The sequence below is a fragment of the Amycolatopsis palatopharyngis genome, assembly GCF_003385185.1.
Classification (GTDB): Bacteria; Actinomycetota; Actinomycetes; order Mycobacteriales; family Pseudonocardiaceae; genus Amycolatopsis; species Amycolatopsis palatopharyngis.
In genome coordinates, this window is the sequence record NZ_PQHZ01000010.1 from 171,825 (window position 1) to 189,239 (window position 17,415).

General features: G+C 63.7%; 13 protein-coding genes. 6 read left to right on the top strand and 7 right to left on the bottom strand.

Annotated features, from left to right (window positions below; genetic code table 11):
• Nucleotides 1–254: 254 nt before the first annotated feature.
• The 5 genes from D0C15_RS10660 to D0C15_RS10680 all read right to left on the bottom strand — a co-directional run bounded on the left by D0C15_RS10660 (nucleotide 255) and on the right by D0C15_RS10680 (nucleotide 7,086).
• On the bottom strand, nucleotides 255–1,256 hold the full coding sequence (locus D0C15_RS10660; RefSeq protein ID WP_116043548.1) for a hypothetical protein: 1,002 nt from the start codon (nucleotides 1,254–1,256) through the stop codon (nucleotides 255–257).
• A gap of 435 nt (nucleotides 1,257–1,691) precedes the next feature.
• Nucleotides 1,692–4,202 (bottom strand): DEAD/DEAH box helicase, encoded by a 2,511-nt coding sequence (locus D0C15_RS10665; protein WP_116043551.1) that lies wholly within the window; start codon nucleotides 4,200–4,202, stop codon nucleotides 1,692–1,694.
• Nucleotides 4,199–6,208, bottom strand: coding sequence for a site-specific DNA-methyltransferase (locus D0C15_RS10670; RefSeq protein WP_116043554.1), 2,010 nt, complete (start codon nucleotides 6,206–6,208; stop codon nucleotides 4,199–4,201). Before D0C15_RS10670 ends, D0C15_RS10665 begins: the two co-directional genes overlap by 4 nt.
• Before the next feature lie 23 nt (nucleotides 6,209–6,231).
• Nucleotides 6,232–6,528 carry a hypothetical protein gene (locus D0C15_RS10675; RefSeq protein WP_116043557.1) on the bottom strand — a complete coding sequence of 99 codons (297 nt, stop codon included), beginning with the start codon at nucleotides 6,526–6,528 and terminating at the stop codon, nucleotides 6,232–6,234.
• A 114-nt stretch (nucleotides 6,529–6,642) separates the two neighbouring features.
• The gene (locus tag D0C15_RS10680) at nucleotides 6,643–7,086 is read right to left on the bottom strand and encodes a nucleoside deaminase (RefSeq protein WP_116043559.1); all 444 of its coding nucleotides are present in this window, start codon (nucleotides 7,084–7,086) and stop codon (nucleotides 6,643–6,645) included.
• A gap of 174 nt (nucleotides 7,087–7,260) precedes the next feature.
• On the opposite strand from D0C15_RS10680, the gene argS (D0C15_RS10685) reads away from it, so the two are divergent.
• The 6 genes from argS (D0C15_RS10685) (at nucleotide 7,261) to D0C15_RS34040 (ending at nucleotide 14,450) form a co-directional block, all read left to right on the top strand.
• Nucleotides 7,261–9,036, top strand: coding sequence for an arginine--tRNA ligase (gene argS / locus D0C15_RS10685; protein WP_245975698.1), 1,776 nt, complete (start codon nucleotides 7,261–7,263; stop codon nucleotides 9,034–9,036).
• A 96-nt stretch (nucleotides 9,037–9,132) separates the two neighbouring features.
• Nucleotides 9,133–10,305, top strand: a complete 1,173-nt coding sequence (locus D0C15_RS10690; RefSeq protein ID WP_116043561.1) for an aldehyde dehydrogenase family protein — start codon at nucleotides 9,133–9,135, stop codon at nucleotides 10,303–10,305.
• Nucleotides 10,302–11,294, top strand: a complete 993-nt coding sequence (locus D0C15_RS10695) for an iron-containing alcohol dehydrogenase (protein ID WP_116043564.1) — start codon at nucleotides 10,302–10,304, stop codon at nucleotides 11,292–11,294. The genes D0C15_RS10690 and D0C15_RS10695 overlap by 4 nt, the downstream gene beginning before the upstream one ends.
• Complete coding sequence (gene argS / locus D0C15_RS10700; RefSeq protein WP_162829999.1) at nucleotides 11,291–12,793, top strand: arginine--tRNA ligase domain-containing protein; 1,503 nt, start codon at nucleotides 11,291–11,293, stop codon at nucleotides 12,791–12,793. The genes D0C15_RS10695 and argS (D0C15_RS10700) overlap by 4 nt, the downstream gene beginning before the upstream one ends.
• The gene (locus tag D0C15_RS10705) at nucleotides 12,790–13,710 is read left to right on the top strand and encodes a class I SAM-dependent methyltransferase (RefSeq protein ID WP_116043570.1); all 921 of its coding nucleotides are present in this window, start codon (nucleotides 12,790–12,792) and stop codon (nucleotides 13,708–13,710) included. Before argS (D0C15_RS10700) ends, D0C15_RS10705 begins: the two co-directional genes overlap by 4 nt.
• A gap of 8 nt (nucleotides 13,711–13,718) precedes the next feature.
• Entirely contained in the window at nucleotides 13,719–14,450 is a 732-nt protein-coding gene (locus D0C15_RS34040) for a hypothetical protein (protein WP_162830000.1), read from the top strand.
• A gap of 357 nt (nucleotides 14,451–14,807) precedes the next feature.
• Here D0C15_RS34040 and D0C15_RS10710 read toward each other — a convergent pair whose 3' ends face one another.
• A complete protein-coding gene (locus tag D0C15_RS10710) occupies nucleotides 14,808–15,704 on the bottom strand; it encodes an aminoglycoside phosphotransferase family protein (protein WP_116043573.1) in 897 nt (298 codons plus the stop codon).
• A 289-nt stretch (nucleotides 15,705–15,993) separates the two neighbouring features.
• Nucleotides 15,994–17,174 (bottom strand): IS3 family transposase gene (locus D0C15_RS10715; RefSeq protein WP_245975699.1). Its coding sequence is split into 2 segments (ribosomal slippage): nucleotides 15,994–16,887 and nucleotides 16,890–17,174, totalling 1,179 coding nucleotides; the frame shifts between segments, so codons are not numbered across the junction.
• Nucleotides 17,175–17,415: the final 241 nt, after the last annotated feature.

Consider the following 17,415-nt stretch of genomic DNA (forward strand, 5'->3'; position numbering starts at 1 on the left):
GGGACACGATCTCCAGCACTCCTGGTTGAGCGGTGCGAGGACCTAAACCTGCTTGTCAGCGGCATAACAGTGTCCGCGAGACCGTCCACGCGAAGATTCGAAGGGGCTACCGCCGTACTCGGTGATGCTGCTGCGGAACGTAGTGGTCATGGAATTGCTCGGCGACGGTGAGGAGCGGAACCGCGGTTTGGTGCGTCTCCGCTCCTCACGGTCCCGGATGGACTGGCAAACGGCGATCATCCCGAGCGGTTGGGTCATTCCGTGTCGTTGTAGCGCTTCGTCACGACGAAGGCCGTGTTGGCCAATGTCTCGCCGACCGGGGTTTGCGCCCATGCCGCCAGTTGCTCCTGGCTCGTGGTGAGCTTCAGCAGTGCGACGATGTCGGTTGCGTCTGGCCGCTCGGCAAGTACGCAGCGGATGACCGGCTCGCCATGTGAGTCCGTGGGGTAGCCCTCCTCGTCCCTTTCGTCTGCCTCCCATCGGTCAATTGCCACACCCCACTGCACGCGGTTGTAGTCGCCGCTGGGCAGGGGAGCCTCTATGTTCAGGAAGAAGCCGTCAGGGTCCTCCGGCTCCGCGGTGATTGACAGATCGTCCAGCTGGAGTCGGGTGTCGCCAGTGCTGAGTTGCGCGTCGGCGTCGAGTAGTAGCCGCAGATCGACGATTGCGTCGTGGAGTTCTTGGCCGGTGGCGTCTGCTTCGAGCCGGTCCAGGAGGTCGCGGTCCCGGCGGCCGAGCCCGAACCACCCACCGTCGAACGCGACGAACGGGTCTTCGAAGTCCCAGGTACGTCGAGTTTCGTCGTCTGGAACTTCAACCCCCTCCGCATATTCGGCAAGCGCGGCGCGGAGCCAACGAGCCTCGGATTCCAGTTCCGCGTCTATTGCAGTGCGGATCGGTGCCGGTACCGACACTGTCGCATCGTAAAGGTCTGTCAACGCCTCGTGGAGCAGCCACATCACCTGCTCGTACCACAGGCTGTGCGTGCCTTCGAGCAGGCCGGCGCGTGCATCAAGGTCGGTCAGCGCCGCGAGGTGCCCCTCCGGGTAGTGATTGAAGCCGCGGCCGCGCATGTCGTACACGCTCACCGGAATCGACGCGCACGCTGAGATCCGGTTCAGGGCGTCAACGAGCGGTGTCGCCGTCATGGCGGAATCAACACTGGTAACGGTTGAAGACACCACGCCGCCCGGTGCGCGGTAGCTGGCCAGGATCTGAACCTTTCCCCGCTGGGGATGCTGGGAGTAGATCGTCATCGCCAATGCGCCCTTCCGATCAACGTGCCCGCTGGACACGTTGATCTGGGATAAGAGAGGAACGAGAACACGACGGTGGCGCGGGCGCGATCCCACGCTCCATGCCGCAGAGTGGAAGTCGGCGGTGGTTCAGGCGCAATCCCGAACTCCTTGCCTACGCAAGACGCTACCCGAACCGCGGATACCCGGCAACTACTCGCGGTGACTCAGTGACGTGCATACCTCGGGCCTATCCGACAGAGTCGAGCCGAGGTTATGAACGGGGAACTGAAGCCCAGTCGACCTGCCGTCCTCGCTTATCGGCGCGAACACACTGCCCTCCTGCTGATGAGCGTTAGCAGGAGGGCAGTTCCCGCCGAGGGCACCTGCCCAGCAGCGACGACGCTCACGATCATCGCCGATTCCGGCGGCCCAACGGCAACCCGCGCTAAGCCCTTACCGTGCGCCGAAGGCCTTCATCTGGTTCCAGTCAAGTCCGGCGTCGTTGACGTCATCTTCGGTTAGGAGGATGTAGTGCCATTTGTCGTTGACCTTGCCGCTGTTGTTGACTGTGTTGGCCCAGGTCTTGGCTGCCTTCGCCTTGGCCCGGACGTCTTCGGCGTGGGCTTCCTTGTTCATTTTGGTCTCGATGAGCCAGCACGTCCGTTGCCCGTTGACCTCCTCGATTGCGACGAGGTCGGGGTTGTACTCGCGGCCCTCCTGCGTCCACGTGATCGGCAGGTCGTTGATGTGGAGACGTGCCCACACGATGACGTTGGGGGACTCGTCGAGCGCCTGTGCGGCCTTGTACTCAGGCGAAGTGTCGAACCAGGCGTACTCGTAGAGGCACTTCGTCCAACCGTTGTAGGCGACCGACTTCGAGTGCGGCTCGGAGTGCCCGCCTAGGTGCTCCTTGGTGGTCTGGCGTTCCTTCTGCAACCTCTGGAACTTCACCTCATCGGAGAACACAACATCCTGGTTGGCGACTCTCTTCAGTTGGTCCGTGACGAGGGTGGTGAGCCTGCGGGCGGCGCGCTCCCAGAACGCGGACAGGTGCTTTTGTGCGTCGGTTCCCATACCGTCAATGAGCAGATCGGCGAGGCGTTGTGCCGCGCGCGCCTCTCCTGCTTCCGGGCGGACGCTGGGGGCGCGCATGACGGCTTTCACGAGGCCAGCGCGAGAGTCTTCGAGTGGGATGTCAAGGGCAAGGGCTTCGACCTTCGCCGCGGCTTGTACGCCGCGGACTATTCCGCCTTCGTCAGGTCGCAGCAGCGTCCGGCGCAATTCGGTGTCGGCTTCGGTCGTGAGGGCCTTTCCGAGCGCGGTGAACGGGGCGTCGTCGTGGATCTGGTTGAGGGATACCACTGCTTTGGAGGCGACCTTCTGCGTGTACGGAATTGCGATCTCAGCGCGGTCCAGAAGCGGGTAGTGCTTCCGCACGCTGGACTCGGTCTCCTCTGCCGCGTCCTTGGCCTTCCCGAGCAGGCCCTCCAAGTCGACGATTCCACCCGCGGGCCCTGGCTCCACAGAGAGTGAACTGGAGGTCACTGGACCGGTCTGCTCGTCGGCGGGCGGCGTAGCGCCTGCGGTGGTGTTGATTGGGGGGAGGACATCGGCCGTGTCATTGACGATCTTTCGGCGAGCGACCAGCTTGCCCTCTGCGGTGCGGCGGATCTCGGCGAGTACCGCGTGGTCAATGAACTTCTCGTTCAGCGCTTGCCGCTTGGCCAGCAGGGCCTCGTATCGTTCGTGAGCGAGCACCTCGACAGTGTCGAGCATCTCGACTCCGGTGTACTCCCCGAACGGGAGTCGCATACCGCGTCCGAGGGTCTGCTCGGTGAGCACGGATGACACGCTGGCGCGCATGGAGGCGATGACGTAGACGTTCTTGACGTCCCAGCCTTCTTTCAGCATGCCCACGCTGATGATGACGCGCACGGGGGACTGCGGGTCCTCCACGTCCTCCAGCGCGGCCAGTGCCGCTTCTTTCTCGTCACCCTTCAGGTTTGAGTGGACGACCAGCGTGCGACCGATCCAAGCGCCGTTGTCGAACGCTTCGCTGTCGAACAGCTCCTGGTAACGGTCCGCTTCGGCCGTGTCTTGAGCGATGACGAGCATGACCGGGTTGATGCGCGAGATGCCTTCTTCGTCGCACCGGGCGTAGGTAAGGCGCTCCTTATAGCGGAGCAGCGTGACCCCGTCGAGGAGTTTGGTGTGATCGTCGTTCCGGTCGTCCTTGCGCGCGACGAGGACGGGCGTCTTGACGAGTTGGTCCTTGATCGCGCGAGCCAAGGGGTAGCGGTAGACGACGAGGTTCTCGTCTGCCTTCGCAGGAGTTGCCGTCAGGCCGACAACGAGTTCGGGCAGCAGGTCGGTGATGGTCTTCGAGAACGCTGCGCCGCGGTAGCAGTGGTGCTCGTCGGCGAGGATGACCAGGTCGTCGAGGCAGCTGAGCCAGTCGAACAAGGAGCCGCCGAGCCACTCCTGGTACTCGTGAGTGGCACGCCCTTCACCTGTCTTCGAAGTGAGGGCGTGGACAGTGAAGATGAACAGTTTCGGTCGGCTGCTGTCCTCCATCACCTTGCGCGTTGCCGGGCTTTTGAAGTTGTCGGCCGTGATCACGAACGGCTCAGATTCCATCGCGTCGGTCAGTGACTTGCGGTGGCCTGGGCTGAAATTTTTGATGCTCTTGTCCCGGATCGTGCGGCCGGGGGCAAGGAGCAAAAAGTTGCGGGCGGGGTTCGTCAGGCCAGCGAAGTACTCGATGAGTCCGGCCATGACGTAGGTCTTGCCGACCCCGGTGGCCGAATCGACAACGCACTCGAACGGGGCCGCGTTCGCTTCGACGTCGAAGTGCATCGAGGTCATCGCTGCGACGCTCTCGACTGCTGTGCGGTTGGGCATGCGCAGCTCGAGTCTGTGGGCAATCTCGGAGACGAGGTCGTCGTTGATGTGGATGTCGCTCATGAGTCTGCTCCCTCCGGTTCCTGCGTACGGCGTTTGAACGGAGACGTCTTGGCCGCACGCCGCCGGTAGGTGTCGAGCACGGCCTCGGGGATCTTCGTCAACCGTGATCCCTTGCGGGCCTTACGAAGCGCCTCTTCGGCATCCGGGTCGATCTGGGTCGCCCAAATTTCAACGATCTGCTTCTCGGGAAGTTGGTCAAGGATCGCCGCCACTGTGCCGTGCCCGACAAGGCCGTCCAGGGTTACGTAGCGCACCTGACCGCGCCTGGCGGCGAAGATGCCATCAGGCCGGTAGCGAACGCCGAGCTGGGCGCACATTGCTTGCGCGAGGTCGCCTTGGGTGGCCCACTCAGCGAGGACGACGATGTCGCCGATGCTCTCGAACATTGACGGGCCGACTTCGAGATGCGAGAACCCACCACCGCCGTGCCAGAGGGTCGTGGTCTGGTTCTTGGTCTTCGTGGCGTTCCGGAGCGCCTTTATCGCGTCCTTGTCGACGTCGACACCTTTCACGATCTTCTTCAGCAACCGGTTGAACTCCTGCGCCTCCTCGGGCGTCACATCGTCCGGCAGGTCCGCGTCTGCGACACGCTCCGTCGACGTCGTAACCCCGCCCGGTTCGTCGCCTTTCACTACCCGCGCTAGCCGTGGTTTCGTGTAGGTAGCCACCGTGGCTGTGAGAAGTTCGGCGGTTACCCAGCGGCGCCCCATCTTGTGTGCAACCGCCGCGGTTGTTCCAGACCCGCCGTAACAGTCGAGCACAATGTCGCCGGGGTTCGAGCCGATGTGAATGACCCGCTGCAGCAGTTCCTCTGGCTTCGGGGTGGCAAAGGCGTGGAGGTTCGGGAACAGATCGCGGATCTGGTTCTTACCCCGCAAGGACCCGCCGACGTCTGTTGCGAACCACAGTGTCTCCGGCACACGCCCTTCATCAGCCAGATGTTTCTTGCGCTGGATGCGTTCCTTGTCAAGGTCCAGGAAGACCAACTCAGGCCAAGTTCCCGCTTCGTACCTGGCGCGTGCTGCTTTGGCCGCGTCTTCCAACGGCTCCGCAAGCATGATGGCCGGGACACCCGGCTTGACCCGCTCGGGAGTGGTGCCGCAGATGGTGGCTCGGCGTTCCTCATCGCCAATGTCACGCAGTTCGTACTCGGCGTACTCGTTCATCTGCTCAAGGAACCAAGACTGCGCCTTGCCCCAGCATCGTCCGGGAGTCGGGTACATCAGCCCGCCGGTGACCGGGTGCTGGATCGCGTAGACCATCGGGTGGTTGGTAGCAGCCTTCCCCGCCGTTGCGTCGCCGTCGCGCCACGGCACCGGGTCTCCATCTCGGGAGCGATAGCGGGATGTGTTCGAGGAGGCGAGCCGCTTCATCCGGTTTGGGGCCCAGTGATCGGTCTTGCGGTACACCAACAAGCTGTCATGGGAGGCTGAGAAGCCCGTGGTGTCGTTTCGTGGCGATGTAGCCTTCTGCCACACGACCTCCGCGAGGAAGTTCTCGGCACCGAGTTCTTCGTCCATCACCGAACGGCACCGGTGCACCTCCGCGTCGTCGAGGTGCACCCACACCGAGCCATCGTCAGACAGAAGCGGTTTGATCTGCCTCAAGCGGTCGCGGAGCATCGTGAGCCAGATCGAGTGCTCGATGTTGTCGTCGTAGTTGGTGAATGTCTTCCCCGTGTTGAACGGAGGGTCGATGTACACCAACTTCACCTTGCCGAGGTAGTGCTCGGCGTACTCGGGCACCTTCCTCAGGACGTCCAGAACATGCATGGCATCGCCCGTGATGAGGAGGTTCTCGGTTGTGGGCTCAGGTAGCCCATCAGGCCAATCTTCGTGGGTCGGCGCGTCGATGCGCTCAACCTCATGCAGGAGACGAACCTCAGAGACGCGGTAGTCAGCTCGATCGACGAACGTGTAGTCGTACTTGCCGTCCCCCGTGGACAGGAGCGCCTTGTCCTTGTTCGTCCAGGTGAGTTCGAGCCCTCCGCTGTACCCCGCCGCCATGCAACATCCCGTCTGTTACGTCCTTAGCCTGCTGGCACCAATCGTGTCCGAACAGCCGAGCGCTTGTCTGGGAGACAGCCCGACTGATCCGAGATCAGCCGAAGTATTGTTACGTAGTCACCCGCCCCGGTGGCCACCCGCACCAACGAGTGGTCGACCTGCTGCTCAGCGAGGGACTTCTCGAGCAGTGGGCGGTGATCGGCGAAGTCGAGTGTGCGCATTGGCATCTCCGCGACCTCGGGATGCCAGGCCACGGGAGCGGTCAGGTGGCGCGAGGAGCCATGCGCGGGCCACACGACCCGGATGTCATGCCCTTTCATGTCCCGTGGACAGTTGCATTCTGCGGCTGAGTGCTACGGCGAGACCGGATCAAAGAACGGCGCCACCGGCCCTACGCAACTACTGCCTGTGGGCAAGACGGTCAGTCTGGCTGTTCAGGACAGGGGTGGTGCGTGCCAGTAGCTGTGCAGCAGTGCGTCGCACTCTTCGCGGAGTACCTCGGGGATGACTTCGACGAAGTGGTTGAGGCGCCGGTCTCGGACGACGTCCCACATGGAACAGATGGCCCCGTTGGAGTCATCCCATGAGCCGATGACGAGTGTAGGGATTCGTGCCAGGCTGATCGCGCCAGCGCACATGGTGCACGGCTCGAGGGTGGTGACAAGGATGCATCCGTGCATCCGCCAGGTACGGAGCTTCGCGCCTGCTGCACGAAGCACCGTCATTTCCGCGTGGGCGGTGGGGTCGTACGTGCTCGCTCTGTCGTGATGCGCGGCAGCGACCTCGTTGCCGTCGGCGTCGTATAGCACCGCGCCGGCGGGCAGGTCGCCTGCTCCGGGGTCGTGCAGTTCGCGCGCGACGGTGAGCGCTCGTCGCATGTGCGGTTCGAAGCGTGTTCCTAGCACCTGGTTATCTTCGCTGGTCGCCTGTCGGCAGCATCGGGCGGGTCTGTGCGGGGAGGCCGGGGAGGCACTGACCCGGCGGTTAGGTGGGTCCGGCACACTGTGAGCAGGTCTGATATCGGTTCTCGAGCTTCGTTGAAGGGTTGCGGCGTGGTGGAGCAAGTGCGCTCATTGGTCTCTGAGGTGGAGCAGGCGGTGTCTGCGGCGATGGCCGCGGTGCTGCCTGCGGAACTTGCTGAGCAGGACCCCTTGGTGCGCCGATCCGACCATGCGGACTTTCAGTCGAACGTTGCGCTCGCCCTCGCCAAGAAGGCACGTGAAAAGCCTCGCGACCTGGCGGAGAGGCTGCAGCCGCACCTTGCAGCAGTGCCCTGGATCACCGGCGTTGAGTTGTCCGGGCCGGGATTTCTCAACATCACGGTGGCGGATAGGGCGATCATCAGGCAGCTGACGCAGCGTGCCGAGCAGCCGAGGCTGGGGGTGGCGGAGAGCCAGAGTGGTCAGGTAGTCGTTGTCGACTATTCGGCACCCAACATCGCCAAGGAGATGCACGTCGGGCACTTGCGGACGACGCTGATCGGCGATGCTCTCGTTCGTGTCCTGGGCTTTCTTGGGGCTGAGGTCATCCGGCAGAACCATGTCGGCGACTGGGGCACGCAGTTCGGGATGCTGATTCAGTACATCGTCGAGCACCCGGAGGCGAGCTGGCGGAATACCGAGGTCGGCCAGGTCGGGCACGAGGACGCCACGTCGGCCTTGGACGCGCTCTATCGCGCTGCCCGAGCCGAGTTCGACGCCGATGCCGCGTTCAAGGAGCGTGCGCAGCGCCGGGTGGTGGCCCTGCAGTCCGGCGACGAGGAGACGGTTGAGGCGTGGCGCGAGATCGTCAACGAGTCGGAGATCGCCTTCCAGCGGATCTATGACCGGCTCGGGGTGCTGCTCAACCACGACGACCTGGCAGGTGAATCTCGATACAACGCGCTCCTCGGGGACGTCGTCGAGGAACTGCGCCGCAAGGGCATCGTCGAGGAAAGCCAGGGCGCTCTGGTCGTCTTCTTCGACGACATCCAGGGACCAGAAGGCGACCGTGTTCCACTGTTGGTTCGCAAGCGCGACGGCGGCTATGGCTACGGTGCCACGGACCTGGCCACGATCCGGTACCGGCTACAGGAGCTGAAGGCGACCCGTGCGCTGTATGTGGTGGATGCCCGCCAGGCGCAGCACTTCGACATGGTGTTCCGGGTGGCTCGGCGGGCCGGGTGGCTGACCGATCAAGACGTGGTGCACGTGCAGTTCGGCACGGTGTTGGGTAGTGACGGCAAGCCGTTCAAGACCCGCGCGGGTGGCACGGTCAAGCTCGCCGACTTGCTCGATGATGCGCTCCGGCGGGCACGGGAGATCGTCGCGGAGAAGGAGCCCGACCTCGCCGCCACTGAGCTTGACGAGATCGCCGAGCCGGCAAGCGTCGGCGCGGTGAAGTACGCCGAACTATCGAGCGTGCGAACGAAGGACTACTCGTTCGACGTCGACCGCATGGTCTCCTTCAACGGTGCCACCGGTGTCTATCTCCAGTACATGCACACCCGGATCAAGTCGATTCAGCGTAGGGCGGCCGAGGCCGGGGTTGGCGAAGCGCGGTTCGCGTCCGACCTCGCGCTGCAGTCGCAGGAGCGGGCACTGTCGTTGCTGCTCGACGAATTCAACGCGACGTGCAAGGTCGTCGCGGACACGCTTGAGCCGCACCGCCTCGCGGGCTACCTGTACGGGCTCGCGCGTGCGTTCTCCGAGTTCTACGAGGCGTGCCCGGTACTGAAGGCCGAGAACGACGACATCCTTGCGAATCGGCTGGCATTGTGTGCGTTGACGGCACGAACGCTGGCTCAGGGGCTGGAGTTGCTCGGGATCGCGGCGCCGGAAAAAATGTAGTGTCGCGGGCTGTGACGCCTGCTTCACTCGATTGGCCGCATTGATCACGTCGTTACGCTCAGTCTGAGGGACATCCACGGCTGGGGGTTGTGACACGTGAGTGTGTACGGCAAGCAGTTGCTGGCAGCGGTGGCCGAGCGTGTCCGTGCACAGCGCGAGACGTTGCTGGATGCATTGGTAGGCGTCGAGACCTACCGCACAGCACGCACAGAGCTGGACTGGACGCTCGCAGCCTTGGAGGCCGACGAGCGGCGTACCGACTGGCTCGATTCTCGTGATCCGGTCGGTACGGTGTACGCCTCGACGCCGGCGACCATGCCGATGTACTCGTTCGTGCTGTTCGCTCTGTCTCCCGCCGTGGTGGGCAACCGGGTGATCACGAGGGCAGCGTCGGCGAGTCGACACTGTGCGCAGTTGATGGGCGACATCGTTACCGATGCGGGCGCGGACGTTGTGATGACGGCCGCGCCGTGGTCGGAGTTCTCCGCACGGGCGTGCACTGAGGCCGACGGCGTGGTGTTCGCCGGTAGCGCGGAGCACATCCAGCTACTGGACGAACGGCTGCCCGCGCAGACGCAGTTCATTGGCCAGGGACCTGGGGTGAGCGCCACCGTTGTCACCACGGACGCCGATCTGCAACAAGCAGCAGAGACGGTGATCGCGACGAGGCTGTTCAACAGTGCACAGGACTGCCTGGCGACCGAACGCGTCTACGTCGCGGACTCCGTGTACGACGCCTTCGTCGAGGCCCTGATAGGGCAAGCCGATGCGATCACCGTGGGGGATAACGAAGAACCCGAGACCGACCTTGGGCCGCTGCTGATCCCCGATGCAGCGAAGCCCTGGTATTCGCAGCTGTCCGATCTCGGAAGCGTGATCCGGAAGGGACGTCAACTTGACGACGGCCTCTACGATCTGGCGATCCTCGAGGCCGAGGCGGACGCACCGGTGGTGCTCGAAGAGACGTTCTGTCCCGTGCTCCCGATCGTCCGGTACTCGAACACACGTCAGCTACAGCAGATGCTCTCAGCCGGTCGGTTCGCGCTCAGCATGACGATCTTCGGAGATTCGCAACGAACGGGCACCGCCGATTTCGCACACGTCGCCGTCAATCAGGCCATCTACGACTTCGAAGACGCCTGGTCACCGTTCGGCGGCTACCGGCACACCACTCTCGTGCGCGGCGCCCATAATCGGCGGAGTGGCCCTGTTCTCATCCCCTACGAACTCAGTCGCCCGCGGCCGGGTGATGGTGCGGAGACGACGTGAGCACAGCCCCCGCTACTGATCGCGTCCCACCCCTGTATCGGAGCCGGAGCTTGTTGAACCAGTGGCGCGACGTACGCACCACGGTTGTCTCAAGTCCCAGTGCTCTCCGAGTTGCGCATTCAGCAGAACTCGACCTCACCGGCTTCCAGCACGTTGCCGCGTCGAACCTCGTCCAAGCCCGCCTTCGAGACACCCGCCGCGTCGTTGCCCTGGGATCCGGGACGACCATCGACGCAGCGATGTTTGCAGCTCACAGCGCTGGGCTGCCCGTGCTGGTCATCCCGACCGTGCTGTCGACGGACGCGCCATTCAGCACCGTCACGGCGACCCGAGACCACGGAACCGTGGTCTATCACGAGACCGGTGCGGCAGATGCCGTTCTGCTCGACGACCGGGTACTGCTGGCGAGCGACTGGCACTTGCACCACAACGGCCTCGGTGACCTGCTGGCGATCGAATCGGCCGGCCACGACTGGCAGCGACGCCATCCCGGAAAGCAAGCAGGTATCGCGGCCGCGGCTCGAGCACTGGTCGACACCGCGACTGACGAGCCCGAGGCGTGGATACACCCCTCATCGCCACGATTGGAGCTGCTGGCCGAACTGTTGGCGACGAAGGTGCATCTCGGTTTACTCGCCGGACATCCCGGCTTCGAGGAAGGCACCGAGCACTACCTGGCCTACTTCCTCGAGCCCTATCTTGTCAGTCCCGCATGGCACGGCGAGCTGCTGTTCGCCTGTCTACTGGTCAGCGCACACCTACAGGAGTGGCCGGTCGAGCGCTACGACTGTGTCAGCGCACTGGCCGCCCGCCTACCGCAGATACGCTCACCTCGATCGCTGGTCTCGGCGGACAAGATGCGTGAATTGTTGCCCCGGTTTCCCGACTACTGCAGGCGACACTCAACGGACAACACCATCGCCTGTGACCAGGAACCGACACAAGCTCGAATCCGAGCAGCAGTGGCCGACTGGGAGCGTGGCTGGTGAGCGTCAGCGCCCGCGACCACTCGATCGCGATCAACCCCCTTCTGCAATCCGTACTGCCTCGCGATCACCGCGGCCCGGTCTATTGGGACGCCAACGGCATTTATGGGTCCTCGCAGAGTGGCACTGCTCTGAAACGCCTCGCTTCGGCTGGAACTATCAGCCGGTGGGCCCGTTGCCACTCGGTGTCAGATCTGGTGAAGCCGTGGTCTCAGTACCTGCAAGATCAGTCAATCCTTGTCGAGCACACCAGCGTCAACCCGGTCCACCCGCTACACGCAGGCTCACTCAGAGGATCGCTGATCGGCGGCTTCCTCGTGAGGCTTCTTCGTTCAGCCGGTGCACGAGTGTCCTCGCGCTACTTCGTCAACGATCACGGCCGCCAAACACGCTTGCTCACGTGGATCCTCCAGCGAACAGATATGACCCTGCTGCCGACGCACCTCCGCTTTGACCACGCGGCCGCCGTGCTCTACGCCCTGGTCAACATGTTCCAAGCCAACCGCCACCAGGACATCGAACGACTCCGCCAGCGCCACCCCTGGCTAGAGAAAGTCGTCTCCCTGAGCAATGACGACCACACGCATCTCATGACGAGCCTCCGCGCTCGAGAACCCCTACCGCAGACGTTCTGGCACCAGCGCATCCTCCGTGCCGCGCTCTCCGACCTCCGGACAATCCGCGCAGCTGTCGACCAAGTCGAATACGAAAGCACGCTACCCGCGGATGCCACGGTTCTCACCGAACTCGCCAGCCACAACGACGTCACCGTCGTCAACGGAACTCTCTGCCTGCGTCGTCACCAAGGGCTGATTCCGCTGACGCGCGCCGACGGGAGCTGGCTGTACTTCACCCGCGACGTACTCAACACGCGCAGACAGTTGGCCCAGGCCGACCGCGTCATCCATGTCGTTGGGGACGACCAAGCGCTGCTGCAGTGGGCGCTCCAAGACCTCTTCCCTCCACATACGCTCGACTACGTCGGATTCGGCGTCGTCACCAATCAGGGACGCAAGTTTTCGGCGCGACAGAACCGTTTACTCACCATCACCGACATCCTCGAGAAACATGGCACACAAGGGCTGTGGCAACTTGCGTTCGCCTTGACGATACGGCGAAGACAAACTCCCATCGACCTGCCAGACGTGACGAGCGCAGGACTGCTACCGCTGATCATTCAGGCACGCCGCACCGCTGAGAACGGCCATGGCGTCAGCCGCCGCAGTCAGACCAGCGACGACGAGGCCTGGCCCGTACTGTGCTTACTTCTTCGCACTCCCGCGACGCTGCTGCGCAGTCTTCAAGAACGGTCGCCCCACCCGGTGACACAGCTCTTGCTGCACGTATCCCGAGCATATTTGCGCGCAGCTCACCAACACCGCGTCACGCCTCGGATACAGACCTACTTCCTTGAGATCCAACACATGCTCGCTGATCTACACGGCCTGCCACTTCAGATTCTTGCGGGTCAGGACAAACAGGTTGAGGAGAGCCCTGCGTGAGCACCCAGGAGTTCAATGCCGGATATCGGTACTCGGAGATCTATGAAGAAGTCCTCCCACCCCACTACTACGGAGGCAAGGAAGACCTCGACCTCGTCCGCGACTACCTCAGCACACATCTTGGGCCACCACCCGACGCCGGAAAACACGAGGTCCTCGAACTCGGCTGTGGCCCAGGACGCCTGACGAGCCTGTTAGCACCGTATGCGGCAAGACTGCTCGCAACTGACAAGAGCGAAGGCATGATCTCGGCGGTCCGCCAGCGCTTCGCCGACATCACCACCCGCTGCACAGACACCGAATCCGTCGTCCATGCCCTGCACAGGGAGGGGCGGAGCAACAGCTTCGACCTCATCGGCGCGTTTTGGTCCATGAGCTACCCACTACTCGAGTGCTTCGAGGAAACCACCGCGGACGGCGTAGTCAGCACAACTGACCCCGAACAAGGGCGCACCCGAGCTCGGTCCCTACTCCAGCACCTGGTTGACCTCCTAGCCCCCGGCGGCCACATGATCATGCTCTTCTTCGACGCCAACACCGAGGAACAGCGCCTGGTCACCAACCTATGGGAACGCATCGCCCCCTTTCCCGGAACCGGCCGCGACTACACCTGGAACCTGCTCCACGACGCACTCATCGATGCCGACATCGACGATCGTGGAACCTTTCATCACGCACGTCTCCCCGGCGTCGCAGTACTGAGATCCACCACCGCCGCCCAAGACTGGTTCTTGACCGGACACCTCAACAACTACGCCAAACTATGCAACGACCCCCGAGTCCACAGCGCCATCGATGCCTTCGTCCACAAGCACCTTCGTCCCGACGGCACCGTTCACATCCCCAGCGCCGTACACTTCGTCGACTTCCACGCTGACACCAACCCAAGCCGCCACCTACCCACTGCTGATTCTTGAGAAGAAGAATGATCATCAAGCCAGTTCTTGGTGAAGCTACCTCCGGCGTCGAAGCCATCTTCGGTGCCATGGCCTTGTTCTCCTGCGTCACGGGCAGCAGCGCCGACTCGTTGTCAGAATCGCCCCGCTCCGATATCGACCTCGTCGTCGTTCTTCACGACCACGTCGATCTCCACAGCGCCCTCAGCGCCCGCGCGGAATTCACCCGCTTCTATATAGGGCTCCATCGTGACTACGGGTATACCCCTGACCTTAAGTGGCCCGGCGAAGTCCTGTATCGACGTGATCTCGACAATGCACTGCGCGGCGCAACCTTCGCACGGGCCGCGCGGCCGGACGCAGTGCCGCCCCTATGCACACATGACCAGCCGTACCGCTACTGGGTCAGCATGATCGCCACCGGAATCCCACTTACCGGAACCGAACCATTCACCTCCTACGCACAGGCTTGCGCAATACTCCTCGCGAAGCACGCCACAGCCGCGCTCGCCAACGAAACCTATGAGCCTCGCCAATATTGGGCGGAAAGCTGGCACCTGCCCATACCCTGCGAGGCCAGTCGAACCTGGCGCATCGCCAGACACACCCAGGCTAAACAAAGAGCAGCATTGGCTCAATCGGCGCCGCGCCCGTACCAGTCAGCTGCGTCGCCAGGACTCGAGCGCTACGCAGACTACTGGTCACGAATCGCGCAATACGCCAACCACTCGTGTTCGCAGTCAGCTCCAAATCCCAGGTAGTCTCGGCTTGGCGCCAGAGTGCGACGGCAAAACCGCTCTCGGCGAAGTGTTCGCTGACTCCTGCAGGAGTCAACTGCCACCTGTTCTGCCTGCGCATGTCGTATTCCGGCAAGGCGGTGCACCGGACCGTTGATCGCATTCGTGCCGTGTCGTCCGTGGCGTTGGTGGCTTAGCCGGGGAAAGCTCCGTCCTCAAACGTAATCGCCAGGACGGAGGTTTAGGTGGAGCAGGACTCAGGAGTCGAGGACCTGAGTGATCCGGGCGGGCTGTTTGTAGCGCGGGCCGGTGCTGTCCGGGCGAACAGCGACGCGAGCTTGCCCTCAACCAGAATCCGAGAACAAGTTCAAGCAGCGCGCATCAAACGCCCTCCAAAACACGATCAAGTGCCGCCCGGCCTGCAGGTCCCCAGTTCGGCTTGCCGCCGGGAAGGCCCCGATCTCCGTTCTGTCCCATGAGCATCAGGAAGAGGCACTTCATAGCGGCCAGCCCGCGGGCTCGCCGGATCGCCTCCTCGTCTGCATGCGCGTACATGTCGAAGAACCGTGAGACCGTGCCCGCAGGTAGCAGCAACCATGCGGCGGCGAGGTCCCACGCCGGATCGCCGGCGAACATGTCACCGAAATCGACGATGCCCGAGAGCGTTCCGTCCGAGACGACGACGTTCGCAGGATGGAGGTCGCCGTGCACCCAAACCGGCGGGCCCTCCCACGCGTGGGCCGCAACGGCGTCGTCCCAGACGGCCCGGACGTCGGCAGCGATGTCGTCGGGGGCAACGGCCTGGAAGAAGTTCTCGAAGCCGTCCGTGCAGTTCCTGGGATGGGCACCGCGGTCTGTAGCGATTGGCGCCTCGGCGGGTGCCTCCACATGGAGCGCCCGGAGGAAGCCCGCCAGCGTGTCGGCCGCGTGGGCGCCGCGGCTGATCGAACCGTAATCCAGCGGCTCGCCGGGAACCCAGGTCATCACGGTCCAGTGCTTGGGGAAGCGCTCGGACGGTTCGCCGAACCGCACCGGGGTCGGCACCGGGAGCGGCAGACGCGGGGCCAACACGGGTAGCCAGCGCCGCTCCTTGAGCTGGAGCTCCGGGGTGGGGTCCATGCGCTGCATGCGCACGGCCAACTCGTCCCCGAGGCGCCACATGTGGTTGCCCCAGCCGCCCGCCACCTCGCGGATGGCCAGCCCTGCAAGGTCTGGATGTTGCTCTTGCAGCAGATCGCGAACCAGGTCTGCGGTGATCTCGATCTCGATGTCGGCCATGCGAAGTCACAGTACCGAGGCGGCAGGCGGAGCGGCTCTCGGTCCCCGGAACATCTCGCAGTGGTTCCGCTGACATCACCGATTCGTTGCAGAGAGCTGCAGATCAAAAGTTTGGGATGCGCCGGTCCCAAAGTTCAGAAAAGACTGCGTTCGCTGTCCGATGTTGCGGACGTCGCCGAGTCAGGTTCCCCGGCTGCTGGAGATCGAACGCAACACGCACGAACGGCTCTGCGAAGCACACCGGGTGGATTGGCTCGGTGGGGCTGCTGAATGATTCTGTGACAGCGGTTTAGGCCGCGGTTGTGGCGGCCTGGCTCATGATGGTTTCGTACTCGATGGGGGTCAAACGGCCGAGTCGGGCTTGGCGGCGTCGGCGGTGGTAGGTGCGCTCGATCCAGGTCACGATCGCGATCCGGAGTTCTTCCCGGGTGTCCCAGCGGCGGCGATCGAGTACGTTGCGCTGGAGGAGGCTGAAGAAGCTCTCCATGGCGGCGTTGTCACCGGCCGCGCCGACGTGGCCCATGGATCCGCGCATGTGGTGCCGCCACAACGATTGTTGCAGCTTGCGTGAACGGAACTGACCGCCTCTGTCGGAGTGCAGCGTGCAGCCGACGACGTTGCCGCCCCGTCGGGCGACGGCAGACTGGAGCGCGTCAACGGCCAGCTGGGAGGTCATGCGCTCAGCGATGGAGTAGCCCACGATCCGGTTGGACCACACGTCCTTGACCGCGCAGATGTAGAGCTTGCCCTCGCTCGTCGGGTGTTCGGAGATGTCGGTCAACCACAGGCGGTTCGGCTCATCGGCGGTGAACTCTCGACACACGAGATCCTCGTGCACGGGCGCGCCGGAACGGGCCTTTCTGCCACGCCGTTTCTTACCGAACACGCACCACCACTGGTTGGCCGAGCAGATCTTCCACACCGTGCGGTCGGACACCTCGTGACCGGCTGCGGTGACCTCGTCGAACAGCAGTCGATACCCGAACTCGGGATCGTCACGGTGGGCGTCGAAGAGCGCGTTCGCCAGATACGCCTCGGCCAGCTCGGCATCGGTCACCGGGCAGGCCAGCCAGGCGTAGTAGTGCTGGCGGTGGAGTTTCAACACCCGACACGACACCACCACCGGCACCCGGACCCGGGCACCGGCGGCAGCCAACTCCTTCACGAGCGGGTAGAGCCTTTTCCCGGCAGATTGCCCTGCGACAAATACGCCGCCGCGCGGCGCAAGACCTCGTTCTCCTGCTCCAACAGCCGATTGCGACGCTTGAGTTCCCGCAGCTCCCGCGCTGCATCCGTGGTGACGCCCGGCTTCACGCCGTCTTCGACGCCGGCCTGACGCAGCCACTTCTGCAACGTCATCGGATGGACTCCGAAGTCGTTCGCGACCTGCTCGATCGTCACACCCGACTCGCGGTTTCGGGCAACCCGGACGACGTCCTCACGGAACTCACGGGGGTAGGGCTTGGGCACAGCAACATCCTTCCACGCCTGCACATCAGCAAGCGATCTCAGATGTCACAGATCCCTTCAGCAGCCCCCACACGGGGACTGTGTCGTGAGCGGTGTTTCCGGCCCGACACGCCGGGGGTGAAATCCGGCGGGATGGGTACGGACAGTGATGGCATCCGATGCTGTGAGCGCGGATCAGAGGAAGATGAGGAAGTCGGAGCGGGAGCGGTCGGCCGAGCAGGCTGCCGCGGCGGCGATGGTG